The sequence below is a fragment of the Bradyrhizobium sp. genome (assembly GCF_035570375.1).
Lineage (GTDB): Bacteria > Pseudomonadota > Alphaproteobacteria > Rhizobiales > Xanthobacteraceae > Bradyrhizobium.
In genome coordinates this window covers 16,680-35,114 of sequence record NZ_DATMLW010000071.1, presented here as the reverse complement: position 1 = coordinate 35,114, position 18,435 = coordinate 16,680, and the positions used below count along the sequence as shown (strand labels likewise).

Annotated in this window: 12 protein-coding genes and 4 pseudogenes; 6 read left to right on the top strand and 10 right to left on the bottom strand. The window is 61.7% G+C overall.

Going from position 1 to position 18,435, the window contains the following annotated elements:
* Positions 1 to 109: 109 nt before the first annotated feature.
* Together VNX23_RS08050 and VNX23_RS08045 are read right to left on the bottom strand one after the other, a co-directional pair.
* A complete protein-coding gene (locus VNX23_RS08050; protein WP_325628833.1) occupies positions 110 to 862 on the bottom strand; it encodes an SDR family oxidoreductase in 753 nt (250 codons plus the stop codon).
* A 168-nt stretch (positions 863 to 1,030) separates the two neighbouring features.
* A pseudogene (locus tag VNX23_RS08045) lies at positions 1,031 to 2,201 on the bottom strand (patatin-like phospholipase family protein).
* 458 nt (positions 2,202 to 2,659) lie between these two features.
* On the opposite strand from VNX23_RS08045, the gene VNX23_RS08040 reads away from it, so the two are divergent.
* On the top strand, positions 2,660 to 3,223 hold the full coding sequence (locus VNX23_RS08040) for a carboxymuconolactone decarboxylase family protein (RefSeq protein WP_325628830.1): 564 nt from the start codon (positions 2,660 to 2,662) through the stop codon (positions 3,221 to 3,223).
* A 100-nt stretch (positions 3,224 to 3,323) separates the two neighbouring features.
* On the opposite strand, the pseudogene VNX23_RS08035 reads toward VNX23_RS08040, so the two are convergent.
* Positions 3,324 to 3,548: pseudogene (locus VNX23_RS08035) on the bottom strand (transposase); the annotation flags it as partial.
* Positions 3,549 to 3,899: 351 nt separating this feature from the next.
* On the opposite strand from VNX23_RS08035, the gene VNX23_RS08030 reads away from it, so the two are divergent.
* From VNX23_RS08030 to VNX23_RS08015, 4 genes are all read left to right on the top strand, one after another.
* The gene (locus VNX23_RS08030; RefSeq protein WP_325628829.1) at positions 3,900 to 5,570 is read left to right on the top strand and encodes an ATP-binding protein; all 1,671 of its coding nucleotides are present in this window, start codon (positions 3,900 to 3,902) and stop codon (positions 5,568 to 5,570) included.
* Between the two features lie 14 nt (positions 5,571 to 5,584).
* A complete protein-coding gene (locus VNX23_RS08025) occupies positions 5,585 to 6,187 on the top strand; it encodes a response regulator transcription factor (RefSeq protein WP_325628827.1) in 603 nt (200 codons plus the stop codon).
* Between the two features lie 139 nt (positions 6,188 to 6,326).
* Entirely contained in the window at positions 6,327 to 6,674 is a 348-nt protein-coding gene (locus VNX23_RS08020) for a hypothetical protein (RefSeq protein ID WP_325628825.1), read from the top strand.
* Positions 6,675 to 6,678: 4 nt separating this feature from the next.
* Positions 6,679 to 7,350, top strand: a complete 672-nt coding sequence (locus VNX23_RS08015; RefSeq protein ID WP_325628823.1) for a TerC family protein — start codon at positions 6,679 to 6,681, stop codon at positions 7,348 to 7,350.
* A 30-nt stretch (positions 7,351 to 7,380) separates the two neighbouring features.
* Here VNX23_RS08015 and VNX23_RS08010 read toward each other — a convergent pair.
* The 4 genes and pseudogenes from VNX23_RS08010 to VNX23_RS07995 form a co-directional block, all read right to left on the bottom strand.
* Positions 7,381 to 7,572, bottom strand: a pseudogene (locus VNX23_RS08010) (transposase); the annotation flags it as partial.
* A complete protein-coding gene (locus tag VNX23_RS08005; protein WP_325628835.1) occupies positions 7,494 to 7,727 on the bottom strand; it encodes a hypothetical protein in 234 nt (77 codons plus the stop codon). The pseudogene VNX23_RS08010 and the gene VNX23_RS08005, both read right to left, overlap by 79 nt.
* Positions 7,728 to 7,788: 61 nt before the next feature.
* On the bottom strand, positions 7,789 to 8,490 hold the full coding sequence (locus VNX23_RS08000; protein WP_325628821.1) for an SDR family NAD(P)-dependent oxidoreductase: 702 nt from the start codon (positions 8,488 to 8,490) through the stop codon (positions 7,789 to 7,791).
* Positions 8,491 to 8,522: 32 nt separating this feature from the next.
* Positions 8,523 to 9,326, bottom strand: a complete 804-nt coding sequence (locus VNX23_RS07995) for a glutathione S-transferase family protein (RefSeq protein WP_325628819.1) — start codon at positions 9,324 to 9,326, stop codon at positions 8,523 to 8,525.
* Between the two features lie 118 nt (positions 9,327 to 9,444).
* Here VNX23_RS07995 and VNX23_RS07990 point away from each other — a divergent pair.
* A pseudogene (locus tag VNX23_RS07990) lies at positions 9,445 to 10,265 on the top strand (enoyl-CoA hydratase-related protein).
* Positions 10,266 to 10,551: 286 nt separating this feature from the next.
* Here VNX23_RS07990 and VNX23_RS07985 read toward each other — a convergent pair.
* The 3 genes from VNX23_RS07985 to VNX23_RS07975 all read right to left on the bottom strand — a co-directional run bounded on the left by VNX23_RS07985 (position 10,552) and on the right by VNX23_RS07975 (position 18,292).
* Positions 10,552 to 15,378, bottom strand: coding sequence for an NAD-glutamate dehydrogenase (locus VNX23_RS07985; RefSeq protein ID WP_325628817.1), 4,827 nt, complete (start codon positions 15,376 to 15,378; stop codon positions 10,552 to 10,554).
* Positions 15,379 to 16,185: 807 nt separating this feature from the next.
* Complete coding sequence (locus tag VNX23_RS07980) at positions 16,186 to 17,223, bottom strand: phenylacetaldoxime dehydratase family protein (RefSeq protein WP_325628815.1); 1,038 nt, start codon at positions 17,221 to 17,223, stop codon at positions 16,186 to 16,188.
* A gap of 7 nt (positions 17,224 to 17,230) precedes the next feature.
* A complete protein-coding gene (locus VNX23_RS07975) occupies positions 17,231 to 18,292 on the bottom strand; it encodes a carbon-nitrogen hydrolase family protein (protein WP_325628813.1) in 1,062 nt (353 codons plus the stop codon).
* Positions 18,293 to 18,435: the final 143 nt, after the last annotated feature.

The window sequence follows — 18,435 nt, the reverse complement described above, 5'->3', positions numbered from 1 at the left end:
AAAAAGAGCACACGAGCATAGTCACCACAGGTTCGCCGAACTATCCGGCCTTCCCTGCGCAATGGTGTTAACGGTTTCCTTCGTGAGGGTGCGTGCTCATGATGCCGGATCAGGCTGCTGCCTGTGAGCGGCGCAACCATTCGTCGAGACTGATGCGGCCGAGGCGCGCCTCGCCCAACGGCACCAGCGAGTTCTCCTCGACCTTGCCGCCCCAGTATCGGGCCTCGGGATCGCTCACGACCTCGCGTGGGTCGCCGAGCGCCTTCAGATAGCGGGCGACGATTTCGTTGAAAGGCGCCCGTTCCGGACCGGCGATCTCAACGATGCCATTGTGCGGCGGCGCGAGCGCCACCTCGGCAACGCTGGCAGCAACGTCGTCCGAAGCGATGGGCTGAAACAGGACGGGTGGGAGCCTGACCAAGTTTCCATCCGCACTCGAATCGGCGATGCCGCGGAGGAATTCCAGGAACTGGGTCGAGCGGACGATGGTGTATGGGGTGCCGGAGGTCTTGATCAGTTTCTCTTGGGCGACCTTGGCGCGGAAATAGCCATTGTCTGTCCGGTCGATTGCGACGATGGAGAGCGCGACATGGTGTCGGACACCCGCTGCGGCATTCGCCGCGAGAAGGTTGCGGCCGGAGGTCTCGAAGAATTCCAGCACCGCCTTGTCTTCAAATGAGGGCGAATTGGCGAGGTCGATCACGACCTGCGCGCCGGCCAGGGCCTCTCTGAGCCCCTCGCCGGTGATGGTGTTGACGCCGCTGTTGGGCGAGGCGGCGAGGACCTCGTGGCCACCCTGGCGCAGAATGGCGACGGTCTTCGAGCCGATCAGGCCGGTACCACCGATCACAACGATCTTCATGGCTGATCCTCCATTGTCGTTAGGCGCGCTTAGCCTCTGGGTTGCTTTGTTTGTCGAGTGCCCCTTTTGCAAATTCTTTGCTGGATTAACCTCGGCAATATCTCTGCACGAAAGCTATTAAACCTCAGTCCCGCTCTCTGTTCAGATGGTGCACGGTCGCGCCCTCTTTCAATCGCGGCTGGCTTGGGCGAGGTCGAAGGTGAACACACCTTCTAGATGGCTCGGCCGCTCAAGCACCTCTTGATGCCGCAGCGTGCGCACCGTGTCGTTGTATCCAGCGCCAGTGCTCCTCCATCGTGAGACGCGAGAACTCGTAGTCCTTCGAGTGGCCCTCGTAATGCTTCGAACGATAGATCAGGTGCACGATGTTGTAGACCTTGCGATTGGCCACGGAACGAAGCAGCTCCGCCTCCTCGCTCGCCTTCAGATCCTCGGGCAGCTTCTCCAGAAGAGCCGCGAGCGCGCAGCGCAGTCTTTGATAGCGCCTGAGCTGGTCCGTGTTTGCGCGCGTCCGGCTCGAGTACTGGATCTCCTTCTGCCGCGTCGTGACCTCGGCGAGGTCGCCGGGAAACTCGCCACGCGCGCTCCAGAGGTCGACTTGGAACGCGAGCGTGTCCTGGCGCTGGCCGTCCTCGAAGACCCATTGCAGCGGGGTGTTTGAGATGAGGCCGCCGTCCCAATAGTGTTCACCCTCGATCTCGACGGCCGGAAAGCCCGGCGGCAGCGAGCCGCTGGCCATCACGTGCTCGGGGCGGATCGTCCGTGTCGCGTTGTCGAAACGGACGAGGTTGCCGCTGCGCACATTCACCGCGCCAACGCTGAAGCGCATTTCACCCGAATTGATGCGGTCGAAGTCGACGAGGTCTTCCAGTGTCGCCTTGAGAAGCTTGGTCTCGTAAAAGCTCGTCGCTTCGAGGCAGCCGGCCGGGTGCAGCCATGGTCCTGGTTGGCGCAGGGTGAAGAATCCAGGCGCGCCACCGACCATTGCCCAGGCCGCGTTCATCTGGTTGAAAAAGCTGCGTGCGATATCTCCTTTCGGCGCGAACTGATCGGCTGCAGCGGTCCAGTCGAACAGCGGATTGGTGGTGATCCCCTCCCAGAACGCACGTAGCTTTGCGACGCGCTCCTCGGGCGGATTGCCTGCAATGATTGCGGAGTTGATGGCGCCGATCGAGATCCCGGCGACCCAATCCGGGTGGAGATCCACCTCCGCCAGCGCTTGGTACACGCCCGCCTGATAGGCGCCAAGGGCGCCGCCACCCTGGAGCAGCAACGCGATGCACTCGAAAGGCGGGCGGGTTCGCAGGCGGCTCGTCCGATTTCGCACGACGTTCTGCACGGGGTCATGCCCTCGTTTGGCTGTCACTCGCGCGCCATCTTGGCGACCCGGCCGCTTTCAAGGTCGATTTCGTAGGATTGAGCAGTCCGACCTTCCGGCTTCTCGCCGGGACTGTGAGCACACACATCTTAGCGCTTTGGGCGCACTGATTGTTGCCTCCCGCGTGCGTCTCTAAGCCGCGCCACCGATGTCGCCCTTGGGTCGTGAGCGTCGCCCTCTGCGCTAGACGGCCGCGCGTCGACTTCCGCTATGCCTCGTGAGCGACCGAGATCCCTCGGCGGCGCACATGTCGCGAGGGCTAGCGCAGCCCCGTTCGCCTGCCGACGAAAAGTAAGTCCATAGCATTGACTATTTAACTCCAAGGCAGCGCGTATAGTTGAACACACCGCCTAGAGCGCTCGATTGGGCGCAAATTGTAACTTGTCCGATCAAACGGTTCCGAAGTGGAGAACAGAGCGATGCGATTGCCCATCATTTCGCCCGATAGGCTCAGCGCCGAACAGAAGGTCTTGGCAGCCGACATGAAGGAGGGAATAGCCAAAAGCTTCCAGGGATTCGCAAGCATCCGCGATGATGGCGCGTTATTAGGCCCCTGGAATTCCTGGCTACGGGAGCCCAAGTTCGGCAAGCCTGTTTGGGAATTGACCAAGGCGATGGCGTTCAACCCAAGTTTACCGCCAGCGGTTAGGGAGGTCGCGATCCTAGTGACGGGAGCGCATTTCAGATCCGCATACGAACTTTACGCTCACGTCATCGTAGCCGAGAGGAAAGGCTTATCCGACGAAAAGCTCGCGACCATCGTGGCGGGCCAGCGTCCAGTAGATCTCACAAAACAAGAAGCCGTTGCCTATGACTTCGCATCGGCGCTCGTATCAGGCGGAGTATTGCCGGAGTTGACCTATAGAGCCGCGGTGGAGCAATTCGGCGAGCACGGCACTGCAGAGTTGTCCTATCTTATCGGCCTCTATTGCATGGTGTCGGTCACCCTCAACACGTTCGATGTGCCGATCCCGGAGTCCTGAGATTCAAGCCTAACCGGTCAATGTCGGCTTCGGGTCCCTGGCCGTGTAAAAACGGCTCTAGGGATGTCGGCGCGGGCAGCCAGGACCCGGGAGTCTCTCGGGCCGCGATTGCAGCGATCAGAGGCTTGATGCCGACGATGTTCATGACCCTCGTCTGATTGTAGGCCAGGACCGCGAGAGCCATTTCGGCGGCTACTTTGGGAAGCGTTTTGGTGAGGAAGTACGTCGCTCCCGTGCGGGCCTTCATCGTACCGAAGGGATGCTCGACAGTCTCTCGACGCTGGCGCATGGCTTGGGGGTTTGCAAGGCGCTGCTGCACGGCGTCATAACGCCGATGCCGCGTTTTCACACAACCAGGGTCACAAGCGCCGCCGGTCATTTCCGATCTTCCCAGTAAGCAGACCATTTCGGTGATCGTGAACAAACCTCAAAGGGGCCATTCGCGGCAATTCGCGCCGCAGCAAATAGCGCCGCTATTCGATGATTTCGTCGGCGCCAGCGAACAGCATTGGGGCACGGCGAGGCCGAGGAACTGCGGGTCTTCAGGTTGATGATAAACTCGAACTTGGACATTTAAAGAACCAGAGGCTATCGAAGAGATCGGCCTGCCGGCGGTCAGCCAATTGCTTTTTCCGATTGGATTCGAGGACCGCTGAAGCCAGTGCGAAAGAGCGACATGCCCGCCCGAGTACTGCAAAGGGAATGGTTGCTGCTCCGTTTGCCGGAGCATGCTTCGAAATGTGCCGTCGCCGTCCTGTATTTGGTGGCTTACCTCATTCTCGAATGGGCCAGCTTCATTCACGTCCACAAGGGCTTGCCGATTACGCCGTGGGATCCAGGTCTTGGAGTGGCCTTCGCGCTGATGATCCGTGGCGGACCTCTGGGCGGATTGATACTGTTTGCGGGAATGGTTGTCGCAGAGACGATCGTCCTGCAAAACGACGTGGACTGGCCGACCGACTTGGGGGTGGCCGTAATTACAGCGACGAGCTACGCATCGGTAGCCGCACTGCTGCACCGATATTTTCGGATCGATGCGGATCTAACCCATCTTCGTGACGTCCTTTTGCTGCTCGCAGCCGGGCTTGCCGGAGCCGTGCTCAATACGGTTCTTCTGAGCGCGTTCCTGCTCGCCGTCGGACAATTCGACATCACTGATGTCGTGCAGGTCGCGCGTCCGCTACTGATCGGCGACACGATCGGCATTGCCGTGGTAACGCCGCTCCTGCTGCGGTTCAGAATTCGGGAGCGGCTGAAAACACGTCGCCTGCGTTCGCTGGCCCTGGAAAGTGCACTATACCTCTGCCTCATCGGCGTCGCACTTTGGCTGATTATCGGCAGCGAAGAGGCGCATGGATTCAGGCTGTTTTACCTGCTGTTCGTTCCGGTTGTGATCGCCGCCGTTCGCCATGGCGTCGACGGCGCCTGCTTCAGCCTTGCCGTAACCCAGTTCAGCCTCATCGGGCTCCTGCACTTCGCCGGATATGATGCAGGCGAATTCACTGAATTCCAGACTTTACTGCTGGTGCTGACGGTGACCGGGCTCATCGTTGGCGTCGTCATCAGCGAACGCAGGAACTCCGATCAGATTGCTCTCGATGCCCGAGCGCGTCTCGCTGAACGACAGGCGGAAGCGGCGCAAGTCGCGCGCGTCAACCTGGTGAGCGGAATGGCGTCAGCGCTCGCTCACGAGATCAACCAACCCATGACGGCGGCTCGAGCGCTCGGACGAGCCGCGCAACATCTTTTGCGCACCCCGGGCGGCGATCTGTCCCGGGCCGATAGCAATCTGACAACCATGCTGACGCACATCGACCACGCCGGCGACATCCTGCGGCGCGTGCGGAATTTCATTCGTCGCGGGCATCCCCACGTCAGCACGATCAACACGCGGGACATGCTCGAGGAGGCAATGACTCTGGCCCAGGCGGAGGCATCCGCCAGGCATGTACGCGTCGATCTCGACGCGCCCGCCGACTTGCCAGATTTGCATGGTGATCGGGTTCAATTGGAGCAAATCGTGCTCAATCTTGTGCACAACGCCGTCGATGCCATTGCGGCGGCGGGCCAATCGCCGGGTCACGTACATGTCATGGCTCGCCATCACGCCGCGCCAGCGCGCATCGAGATTGGCGTGCTGGATAATGGACCTGGCATCGAGGACGAATCGGCAGGTCGCCTGTTCGATCCTCTGACAACGACAAAGCAAGATGGCCTGGGACTCGGCCTCTCGATTTGTGCTTCCATCGTGGAAGCGCACGGCGGGCGTGTGTGGCTGCATTCCGGCAAGCCTGGCGCAACGGAGTTCCGATTCTCGGTGCCGCTCGATCGATCGCGGGAGCGTTGACCGTGGCCACTCCGATGGTCTTTCTGATTGACGATCATGCCTCTGTTCGCGACGCCCTGGGCGAGATGCTTGGCGTTTTGGGATATTCGGTGAAGGCCTATGAGTCGGCCGACGCGTTTCTGGCGGCGATCGACGAAGGGGAACTGGGTTGCATCGTCGCCGATGTGAGGATGCCCGGCACGGACGGCATAGGACTGGTGCGGGAGCTGGCCCGACGTGGCATCCCAATGCCTGTGGTACTGATCTCAGGTCACGCCGATGTGCCAATGGCGGTGGCAGCAATCAAGTCGGGGGCACAAGACTTCATCGAAAAGCCGGTTGACGACAGGCAACTGGTTGCGGCGATCAATCGCGCGCTTGCCCGGAGCTTCGAACACCTGGATTTGCAAAGGGCGCAAAGCGCGCTCGACGCTCGATTTGCCCGGTTGACGCCGCGCCAAATCGAAATTTTCGATCTGGTGGTGGACGGATTCACCAGCCACGCCATGGCGGACAAGCTTAACATTAGCGTGCGAACGGTTGATAGCTATCGCGCTGAGGTCATGGAGAAGATGCAGGCCGAAAGCGTTGCCGGACTGGTGCGGCAGGCAATCCGGCTCGGGCGAATAGCCCCGTAGAATTACCACCCGATCAATACGAATGCCCATATCGAACGGCGCTCCTATCCTGAAGGGGACGGGACGCGGGCGGTTCTCGACGAAGCTGCTTTCCGCGACGTGGCGCGCAACCAGCGCGCACCGGCAAAGGAGCGTTTCAATGGCTCAAAGGAAAATGGACAGCGGATTTGAACGCAAACTCGTTATCGAAGTCCCGCTTCGTTTCCAAGGCCTGATTCGCCTGATCGCGGTCACCGCGGCGCCGGCTTTCGTGCTCTTCCTTTTGATTCCCGCGCCGCTGGTGCTGCCCGTACTCAGCATCCTGTCGTTGGTGATCGCATGCGTTGCCGCCACGTACGCGCTCTTCATAAACGCCAACCGTGACGCGCAAGGCTCAACGATCTGGAATATCGTTTACGTATTCACTTTCACCTGGATCGTCGCCGGGATGATAAGCAATCCCAGGCACGTGCTCGACTGGTTCGACAATCTTCCGATGGTCCCCTGAAGCAATGACGGAGTTATTTGCACCCGAGGCCATTGCCGCACTTTTCCAGGTCGTGATGATTGACCTCACTCTGGCCGGTGACAACGCCATCGTCGTCGGTATGGCCGCGGCCGGATTGCCGGAGCAACAGCGCACACGGGCGATTTTGTTCGGCATGGCGGGCGCAACTGCCTTGCTTGTTATGTTTGCCGGAATCACCACGCAACTTCTGAAACTTGTCGGCCTGCTGTTCGCTGGCGGCGTTCTGCTGCTCTGGGTGTGCTGGAAGATGTGGCGTGAGCTTCGCGCGACCGCCAATCGGGAGGAGGAAGAGGCTGTCGAAGCCTTGACCGGACTTGATATCAACGCTGATGGCACCGTCACCGGCTATGCCCCTCGCAAGACGCTGGCTCAGGCAGCAGGACAGATCATCATCGCCGACCTCTCGATGTCGCTCGACAACGTGCTGGCTGTAGCGGGCGCCGCACGCGAGCACCCGGTTGTCCTCGTTTTTGGTCTCAGCCTGTCGATCTTCCTGATGGGCGTCGCGGCGAGATTTATTGCCAGCCTGCTGCATAAATACCGCTGGATCGCCTACCTCGGTCTGGGGGTGATCCTCTACGTTGCATTGGGAATGGTGTTTCGAGGGGCGCACGAATTAACGCCGATCGTCAACGCCCTCGCCGGTCTTAGCTAGCCCATCAGCATTCCGGCTAATCGACGATCCTTACCCGGAGGACGGAACCGATTTCTCTTCGTACGCCAGAGGCTTGGCGAGCCGCTTTAGGTTCTGAGCGATAGCAGCCAACGTGAACTCGAACTGGGCACCCATTGGCTCCCTTAAGCGCAGCCGGCCGAGCCGGAGAATACGCTTGAGATGGGCGAACAGCATCTCGACGCGCATTCGATCACGGCGCGACTGCCAACATCGCGGGTCGGCTGGAGCCGAACACAAAGCTCAGCGAAAATATTATCAATGAAGCGACGCTTGTCGCGCGTGTCGTTTGTTGGCCAGTGCGCAACGTCGTTGTAAGAATATGCGGTGCCGGGATCGGTGTTTGGCGGCAGGTTCATATCTTGCTTCCTCAGTAGTGACGTTGTTCGCTCATGAACCTACCGTCGGGTTAAGAAATGCTCACCAGGCCTCGCCGAACGGTCGCAGTTCGACGTTGAACGACCAGGCGCTGCGGTCCTGATGCACGATATGCCAGACCTCTGCCGCGATCGCTTGCGGCTTGATGAAGAATTCGTCGGGCCGCCCCTTGAACCGCTCCCTCGTCCAGGCGAGATCGATCACCGCGTCGATGACAAGGTAGGCGACGTGGACGCCGAGCGGTCCGAGCTCGCGCGCCATTGCCTCCGCCAGGATGCGCTGCGCGGCCTTGGTCGGCGCAAAGCCGGCGAAAGAGGGCTTGCCCCGCAGTGCCGACGTGTTGCCGGTTGCGACGATGGCGCCGTGGCCCGCGTCGACCATCGCGGAAACAAACCGCCGCGCAAGGTACAGCAACCCCATCGTGTTGACCTGAAAGTTGCGATTCAGGATCGCGGGATCGATCTCGCGGAATGTTCCGAACGCGCCGCCGACCGCGTTGTGGATGAGCACACTCGGATGGCCGAGGTCGCGCTCGATGGTGGTGGCCGCGCTCTCCACCTGCTCGGGATCGGACACGTCGCAGGGAAAACCCTTTGCGTTGGCCAATTCCCGTTCAAGAGCGGCGAGCCGAGACTCGTTTCTGGCCAGCAGCGCGACGCGATAGCCGCCCTCAGTGAAGCGCTTGGCCAGCGCTGATCCCGTTCCGGGCCCGACACCCGAGATGACGCAAACCGGAGCACTCATGGGATACCTCGCAAGAATGAATGAGCTGCGGCCTAGTTCGATGCGGCCGCGGCCGACAGATTTTGGACATACGGTTCCAGATCGGCCTTGAAGTGCTCATGCTGCAGCAGCCGGGCGAAGTGGGCGGTCATGCGCGGATAGTCGCGATCCACCTGCGGGTGCAGGATCTTCGCCAGCCCGCGCGCCTTCAGCCTGTCTGCGCGCTGATGCTCGTTCATGAACAGCGCAAGCTCGGTCGCAAAGCAGATATCGGCAAGGGAAATGTCATCGCCGACCAGCACGCGGCGGTCGGGCGATAACGCCCGCTCGATCCCGGAGGCGTAGATGGAAAAGGCGTCTCTGGCCCTTGCGTGTATCGCCTCGTTCACGCTCCCGTCCATCAGCGAGAGCAGATAGATCTGCGAGTCCCGCGCAAAAATCAGACTGACATCGAGAAAGCTGTCGATGCGCGAGGCCTCAAATGCATCGTGTCCGTAGAGCGGAAAGCGCGATTGCCCAAGACGTGCTACCGCGCGCATGATGCTGTTGGATTCGAAGATGCCGGTCCTTCCGCCCGGCGCGAAGGCAGCGGGCACATTGCCAAACGGCTGCGCTTCCAGAAAGGCGTCCGTCTTGTAGAGCTGCGAGCCGGTGAGCCCGGTCCGGCCGGTTCTCGCGATCGACGCATCGGCTTCGCCCTCGGCCAGCGGCCGGGCCTCGTAGTCCCATAGCCAGCCCTTGAGTTCGCCGGGTGGTGCGCCGCGAATCTCGAGTTCCACGTCACAAAACCGCGCCGCGATGGTCGCTTTCCACACCCGCGGGTTCGGCAGGTAGGAGAAGATGCGCAGCCTGGTCATCGTTGCCTCAATTCACGCCCCGGGCGCGCCAATTTCCAAGGCCGCCCATTGCAGCGTATGACAATCATCATATAATTTGCAAGCAACCCTGCTGTCACAGAGATGTGGAACGACTGACATGGCGGACAGATCCGAGATCGATACAGGCACAGGCGAACTGCTGGCAGAAATCCGTGACCGCGTCGCAATCCTCACGCTCAACCGGCCGGAGGCGCGCAATGCGCTGTCCGATCACCTGACCCCGGCGTTGCGCAGGATGATAAACCATTTCGGTGACGATGCGGGTATCGGCGCCATCCTGATTACCGGCGCGGGAACCGCGTTCTGCGCGGGCGGTGATGTGAAAGCCATGGGCCAGTCGACCAAGGCCGAGATGACGTTCGAGCAGCGGGTCGACGATCTCCGCGTCAAGCAGCGGACGCTAACCGGAGCGCTGGTCGCGGTGAGAAAGCCGACCGTTGCTGCAATTCCGGGGCCCGCGGCGGGCGCCGGCCTTGCGCTTGCGCTCGCCTGCGACATCCGCATTGCGGCACAGTCGGCCATTCTGACCACCGGATACGCACGCATAGGCCTGTCCGGAGATTACGGCATCGCCTGGCTGCTGACGCGGCTGACCGGATTTTCCCGCGCGCGCGAATTGATGTTCCTGTCCGAACGCGTCGACGCACAGAGGGCGGAAGCCCTCGGACTCGTCAACCGCGTCGTGCCGGATGCAGAACTGCGTCAGGCCGCCTTTGCGCTTGCGGCTTCCCTGGCCGAGGGTCCCGCGATCGCCTTCGGCCACATGAAGGACAATCTGGACCACGCCATGATGAGCGGGTTCCTGGACTCCCTGGATTTTGAGGCCGCGAACATGGTCAGGACGGCGCGGACTCTCGACCACAAGGAGGCGTGCGCGCGTTCGTTGAGAAGCGCAAGGCCGCCTTCGCAGGCCGCTGACGCCCCGCGATCCCCCGAGCACGAAACATGACCCAATCCGATAAATCTTCCGGCTTACCCTCCTATGGCGAGTAGCTAGAGCGAAAATGCGATCAGGCAATTCCCTTGGGATAGTCTGCCGATCTATTGCGCTGCCGGAATTCCACTTCGAACGCATCGAGAATGAACTGGTTCTGGCGTGTTGCGTCCCGCTTTGCCTCACTTGGTGGCCGACAGCCTGTCATCTCCCGGCAATGCCAGTCCCAGCATTGCACTTCAGAGTTTCACATCGCTGCCTCGCACGCCCTCAGGCTTTCACCAAATCCGCCAGCAGGTTCGCCGCCACCGTCAGCTTAGCGAGCGTCAGGCCGCTGGCGGCAATCTCCTCAACCGTGCGGCGGATGCGCGTCGCTTCGGGATGCGCCGCGAGCCAGGTCTCGACGGCTTGCTGGCCGGACTGGCCGGTTGATAGCATATCCGCGGCCAGTCTTCGTTCGGCTGCCGCGATCTGGTCGATGGCGCGGTCGATAGCGAGGCGTTCAAAATAATCGTTTGCCGGCACGCTGCGGGCGGCGGCGATGATGTGGTCGAGACGGAAATTGGCCTCGGCAGCGAAGAAGGTCGCGGCGGCATCGCCGATGGCGCACCCGGTGCGCTCGGCAACCGTCACGATATCGGGTGCTGAGACCAGGGCGTCGAGATCGGCTAGCTCGCCGGCGAGGCCGGCGGGGACACCGGCATCGGTCAAATCCCGTCGGCGCTTGCTGCGCGCGGCCTGCAGGTCCGCCGGCAGTGCGGTGTCGAGCCCGGCAACGATCTCGCGGATCGCCGGGCCAAAACGCCCAATGACCGCTTCCAGACCGTCCTTGAAATCAACATTGCGCACGTACCAGATCATGCGGGAGAGCAGAAGATCCTGGATCACCGCGTAGAGGGACAGCTGCAACTGCCCGTCGATGCAGGCATCCAGTGCGTCGATCGCGTCATTCAGCCACTTCAGTCCGTAGCATTCGTCTACCGCCACATAGGCCATGACGATGGTTGGGATATCGGCATCGGTCTCGTCGATCAGGCGCGCCATACAGGCCGGTCCGCCGCGGTTGATCACGGCATTGACGAGGCTGGTCGCGATGATCTCCCGTCGGAGCCGATGGAACTCGACCGCCGTCGGGAATCTGTGCTGAACCTCGCTTGGAAAATACTGCGACAGTTCGCGGGCGAGATAGGGATCATCCGGCACGCTGGTGACAAGCAGGTCATCGTAAAGGGTCAACTTGGCGTAGGCGAGCAACACGGCAAGTTCAGGCCGTGTCAGGGACTGGCCGCGCCTTGTGCGTTCGGTGATCTCTGCATCGTTGGGCAAGAATTCGACGGCGCGGCTGAGCAGGCCGCGCCGCTCGAGCGACTGCATCAGGCGGGTAAGGAAGCCGGTCTCGGCCACGCCCTTGCGTTCGGCGAGCGAGAGCGCAAGCGTTTGCAGATAGTTGTTGCGCAGCACCAGGGCGCCGACCTCGTCGGTCATCACGGAAAGCAGGCTGTTGCGGTCGGCAGGACTGAGGCGGCCCTCGCGCTGGGGGCGAGCCAGCGCGATCTTGATATTGACCTCGACGTCAGACGTGTTCACGCCGGCGGAATTGTCTATCGCGTCGGTGTTGAGCCTGGCGCCCTTCTGCGCCGCTTCGATGCGGCCGCGCTGGGTGACGCCGAGATTGGCGCCTTCGCCGATCACCCGGGCGCGCACGTCGCCGCCGGTGATCCGGATCGGATCGTTGGCGCGGTCACCGACCTGATCGTCGCTTTCGGAGGATGAGCGAACATAGGTGCCGATACCGCCAAACCACAGAAGGTCTGCGCGCGCCTTCAGGATCGCCGTCATCACCTCGAATGGGGTCGCTTGCGGCTTGTCGAGATCGAGCAGGGCGCGCACTTCCGGTGCAAGCGGGATCGCCTTGAGCGAGCGGGAGAACACGCCGCCGCCTTGGGAGATCAGTGACTTGTTGTAATCCTGCCAGCTCGATCGCGGCAGGCCGAACAGGCGTTTGCGTTCGGCGAGGGCGATCGAAGGATCGGGCGACGGATCGATGAAGATGTCGCGGTGATCGAAAGCAGCCACAAGCTTCGTCGCCGGCGAGAGCAGCATGCCATTGCCGAAGACGTCGCCGGACATGTCGCCCACGCCCACGACGGTGAAGGGCGAGGTCTGGATGTCGGTGCCGAGTTCGCGGAAGTGGCGCTTGACCGCCTCCCAGGCGCCGCGCGCCGTGATCCCCATCTTCTTGTGATCGTAGCCCTGGCTGCCGCCGGAGGCGAAAGCATCGCCGAGCCAATGTTTCTTCTCGGCCGAGATCGCATTGGCAACGTCTGAGAAGGTTGCGGTGCCCTTGTCGGCCGCGACAACGAGGTAGGGGTCGTCGCCATCATGGCGCACGGTAGAGTCGGGCGGCACGATGATGTCGCCGTCGAGATTATCGGTGAGCTCGAGCATGCAGCGAACGAAGATGCGATAGGCTTCGGTGCCTTCTGCGAGCCAGGCGTCGCGATTGGACGGCGGCGGCAGGCGTTTGGGCACGAAGCCGCCCTTGGCGCCGACCGGCACGATCACCGCGTTCTTGACCTGTTGGGCCTTGGCCAGGCCGAGGATCTCGGTGCGGAAATCCTGCGGCCGGTCCGACCAGCGCAGTCCGCCGCGCGCAACCTTGCCGAACCGCAAATGTATGCCTTCGACACGCGGTGAATAGACGAAAATTTCGTAAAGCGGCCGTGGAGCCGGCAGATCGTCAATCCGACGCGCGTCGAATTTAAACGAGATTACCCTACGGGGGTGTCCGTCCTCGCCGACCTGCCACAGATTGGTGCGGATGGTCGCCTGCACCAGGTTGGTGAAACGGCGCAGGATGCGGTCTTCATCGAGAGAAGTAACGAATTTGAGCTGCTCCTCGATCTCGGCAAGGAGGGCCGTCTCGCGTGCCGAACGCTCGGCGTCCGTGGAGGTGAGGCGTGGATCGAGGCGGGCCTGGAACAGCGCGACGATGTTGGCAGTGATCGCGGCGTTCTTGCGCAGCGTCTCCCACATATAGTCCTGGGTAAACGGTGCGCGGATCTGGTGCAGGTAGCGGGACAGCGCCCGGATCGTCGAGACTTCGCGCCAGCCCAGGAGCGTACGCAGGATCAGACCGTTATATCCGTCGGATTCGGCACGATCAGTGACCACCGCCATGATCGAGGCTTCCAGGCGACGGCTGAATTCCGGGCTGATCTCGATCGGCTGGCCGTCGCTGGTCTCGATCGTCATGTCGTGCAGCCAGACCGGCTCCGGCATGTTGCCGGGCTGGATCTGATAGGTGCGTTCATTGACCACGCGCAGGCCGTGATTTTCGATCACCGGCACGCGATAGGACAGCGACAGCGGTGCGGCGTCGGAGAACACCTTCAAGCCGAAACGCCTGGGATCGTCCTCGCCCGCGAAGCGGTGAACCGAAATCGTCACCGGACGGCTCGGCGTGAGTTTTTCGATGGTCGTGATATCGGCGATCGCCTGTTCCGCCGTGAAAACCTCGGTATAGCCGCCGCTAAAGGCCCGGGCATACCGATTGGCGAGCATGCGAGCCCGCATGCCGTCGGTAGACGCAGTCAGCGCAGCCTTCAGCTTGTCAGCCCAGGTTGCGGCAATGGCGCTGATCCCGGCTTCCAGCGTGGCGCGCTCGACAGCGGGAGTCTTACCTTCATAACGCCCGATGATGTAGTGGACACGCGCCAATGATCCCTCGGGGAAGGACACGTAGGAGGCCGATAGCACCCCCTTGTAGACCTGCGCCAGGAAGTTGGCGACGCGCGCGCGCACGTCGGTGTCGTATTTGTCGCGCGGAATGAAGGCGAGGATGGAGACGAAGCGATCGAACTTGTCGACCCGCGCCAGCGTACGGACGCGCGGCCGTTCATAGAGGATCAGGATCTCCATGACGAAATTGTAGAGCGTGTCGACGTCGACCTGGAACAGGTCGTCACGCGGATATTCTTCGAGAATATGCATTAGCGCCTTGCCCGAATGGCTGTTTGGGTCAAAGCCGGCGCGCTGCAGCACCCTCGTCACCTTGTGGCGTACATAAGGGATCTGTCGGACGGAGCGGGTATAGGCGCCCGAGGTGAACAGACCGACGACTCGCAATTCGCCCTCCAGCCGGCCGTCGGGCGCATAGAGCTTGATGCCGACATAATCCATCCGGATGCGACGATGAACGCGGCTGGAGACGTTGGCCTTCATGACGATGAGCAGGGTGGGTTCGCGCATGAACTCGCGAATTTCCGACGTCATCACCACCATTTCGCTACCGCGTCGCAGGACCTTCGCATCCGGATCGCGGAGGACGCCGAGGCCTTCGCCAGCTGTGATATCGTCGGACGCGTCGCTGTCGGGCGAGAAGCGATATTCGCGTACGCCCAGGAAGGTGAAATTGTCCGCGCACAGCCATTGCAGGAACTGGTTGGCTTCGGCGACCTCGTCGATCGGCAGCGGCGGCGGATTGGACGAGAAAGTCTTGATCGCTTCCTCGACCCGGTCGCGCATGGTTCTCCAGTCGGTGACGCAGGCGCGCACGTCGTTCAACGTCAAGGTTAGGCCGTCGATCAACTTCTGCCGGTCGGCCTCGGCATCCAGGCGGGTGATGTGGAGGTGAATCAGACTCTCTCGCGCGCCCTTTGCCCCTTCCGGCAATGCTTCGCCGTAAAAACACAGGAGCTTGCCTTGGTCATCGCGCTCCACTGCGATGATCGGGTGAGCGACGAGGGTGACTTCGATGCCCTGCTCGGCGAGCTCCGCCATCGTGGAATCGAACAGGAAAGGCATGTTGTCGTTGAGAACTTCGAGCACGGAAATCTCGCGCCCGTCCGGCATCATCGGATTGACGACCCGGATATCGGCGTTGCCGGCCGTGCGTTGCCGCACGTGCTCCCAGGCCTGTCCCGCCAGGAAGGCCAGCGATGAGGCATCGTACTTGGCGAGGTCCTCGACATTGGTGTAGCCGAACAGAAGCTCGGCAAAGGTCTGAGGAGCCTTGCCCGGCTGCACGCTGCCTGCTGCGTCGCGGATCAGGGTCGCCCGGGCCTTGTCGTCACGCCACGCCATAATGTCCTCCATTTGCCGCGCCGTCCGACCGAAGTCGCGATCATCCGCTTATTTCTGGAGTGCATCTCTTCGAGCGCGTTGCCTGGACCGCGATCGAGCGCGTACGGGAAAATCTTCGGTGTCAATGCTTCGACGGCTCCTGACGACAATACTCCCAGAGTGATCAAGGCGCACGCTGTCGTGTGGCTGCTGGGTTGCCTTCGGCGGCGCGTGAGGCCGAAGTCGGTGCCGATAGCCGCCGAACCAACGGATTTTGCAAAATCACAAGCAATTTCAATTATATATGAGTTAGTAATTTTATTCTGAATGGCGCGCCATTTCGGCACAAATTGAGCTCGCCAGCGACTGAGCCGCCATCGGATCGCCTCGAACTTCGCTTCGACGAGACCTCGCTGATCGCCTCGTCCGGATCGTCGGGACAGATGGCGACCAACATCGCGTGGGCGTCTCGAGAGAAGTTGGCGAAGAAGGGCGAATTTTGCGCCGAGATGGCCGCCAGGCCGCCTGATTTGGTGTCGGAGCGGCTCGGTTTCGGGCCCAAAAGTGCAACCGAAGATAGGCGCCGAAGCTTGATCGGCGATTCCGTTACACTCTTGTGGGTCCCAAACTGGTCGGGAATACACTCTTATGAGTCCCACGCGAAAATCTTATGTGTCCCGCAGGCTCCCAAAGCATTGGAGTTTTTTTGGTCAACTTGACACTCTTATGAGTCCCAGCACACCTCGCGATGGCTCGCCTTCAGCGCTGATGGCCTGTCGATCCTTTTCACGCAACCTCCCGCCTTCGTATCAGACTGATCGGCACAAACGGGGCGCGGACTCAGGCCGTTACAGCGTTGAGCATACCGGTGCGATCGTGGCAGTTGCGATACTCAAACAACTGGTCGGCGGTGCGCGCCACCGTCACCTCGTGATATAGCCGGAGCTTTGCGGCCGGCCCGAGACTCGACAGATATTTCATCGCCGCGCCGAAGATGCGCACATGGGTGGGATGCGACTCCGACCAGCGTTCGAGCGCAGCGAGACTTTTCCACCAGCTCATGCCGTAGGATTTTTCCGTCGGGCGTCCGGTACGATCCAGCACCATCATGTAGCGGTTGGCGAAGCAATTGACCGAGCGGCCCTCGTCACGCAAAAAATCCATGCCGGCACGCAGAACAGGCTCGACGTCGTCTAGATACATTTTGCGTTCGGATGCTTCGGTGTCGCTCCAATCCTGACCGGAGCGGATCAGACAAATATTGTCGTGGGGCTTGACGCGCACGCGGTCGCCATCACGGAGGATGCTGGGCGCGCCGTCGGGGGCCATGTCATTAATCTGCGATTTCGGAATGCGGTCGCGCATACCACCCCAATAAGCGTGCTCCATCACGTCGCCGCTTAGGCTGTCGGCGAGCACCGCAATGCCCTCGGGTCGGCCAAGCGAGGAGAACAGCGTCTCGTAGTCGTTGACGGACGGGCTTAAGACTTCGATGAATGTGCCGAGGCCAGCGAAGTTACTCTTTGCGCCCGTCCAGCCCTCACGTGCAGGCGGAAACCAGGTGTCGAAGATCTTCTGATCGTCCCAATAGGCGACGAACAGCAGGTTGGTATAGCCGGCTTCATCGACGTATCGGGCTCGGTCCCAGTGCTTGGGTCCGCCAGCCGCGGCGAAGGTCTTTGCGATCCAGTCGAGCGCCGCGGCGCACGCCGCGGGCGGATCGCCGCGATACTGAAGGCCGAAATAAGCCATCACCACGCGTTCGACCGCCGGCCGATGCCGCGCAACGAACGCTGGGTAGGGCGGCTGGTAATCATCCGGCACCCGGCGATGCCGGGTACGCTTGACCTGCAGGTGGGGAGGGATTGCGGATTCCATGGCCGCCTCACTGAACGGTTTGCGGGGGTGTGAACGCCGCCACGCCTGCCGCTCTGCCCTCTGGCGTCGCCGGCGCTTCAGCCGCCGACTCGGCATCGACCGGCAACGCCAGCTTTTCCACTCGGTTGGCCGGGCGATTGTTGAACAGAAGCCGCGTGACGTCCGGGCGTGCATAATGTCCGGCCGGGTCGGCCGCCGCCTTGGCGACCGAGATCATACCGAGGTCGATGTCAGCATAGAGCAGTCCTTCCTGGTCAGGCGGCAGCGGCTGCCCGAGCGGCGCGCCGTCCGGGCCATAGATCACGGCGAAGCCCCCGCCGGCATGCAGGAACTGATGTTTCTCCGGCGTGTCGCACAATTCGCCAATCATGGCTTGCGAGACCGTCGCGCACGGCGCGATCACAAAGCACGACCCCTCGACCGCATAGATTTTGCTCGCGGCATTGTTGACCTCGGCGCCTAGCGCATGCGCGAACGGATCGTAGAGCGAGAAGCTCGGCCAGGCGGCAACGTGCACCTGCTCGTTCTGCGCGTACATCGCGTATTTAGAAAGCGGCTGCAGGTGCTCCCAGCAGCACAACGCGCCGAGCCGGCCGATTTCGAGATCATGCACCGCCAGATGCGAGCCGTCGCCCTCGCCGAACACGGTCCGCTCGGCGTGCGTTGGTTTAAGCTTGCGGCGCTTGGCGATGGTCTCGCCATCCGGGCCGATGATCCATTGGGCAATATACAGGCTGCCGCCGTCGCGTTCCGAGAGCCCGAGCACGACCGTGATTTTGTTGCGCTTGGCCGCGGCGCGCAGCCGCTCTGCTTCCGGGCTGTCGTAGGAGAGTGAATTGTCGAAATAGCGCGAGACGAAGCCGCGCATGATCGCCCAAGCCGGTGCGCCGAGCCAGATCCACCAGGGATAGCCCGGTATCCAGGTTTCCGGGAAAGCGATGAGGCTGGCTCCGGCGGCGGCGGCTTCGTCCATCAGCGAGATGGTTTTTTCCACTGAGCCTTCCAGGTCGAGAAAGGCGGGCGCGGCCTGAACGGCAGCGACTTTGTATTTCGGATGCGCGGCAGCCATGGTGGTTCCTCCGGTGGGGGTCTCTCCGATCGACACCAATTTTAGAATGCCGGCCGACGCGCTCTTGGCTGCACGCGCGCTAAATGTTGCCTGACGGCGCACGGCTCTTGACCCGCCGCTGTCCGCTTTTGCAGGCGCCGAGC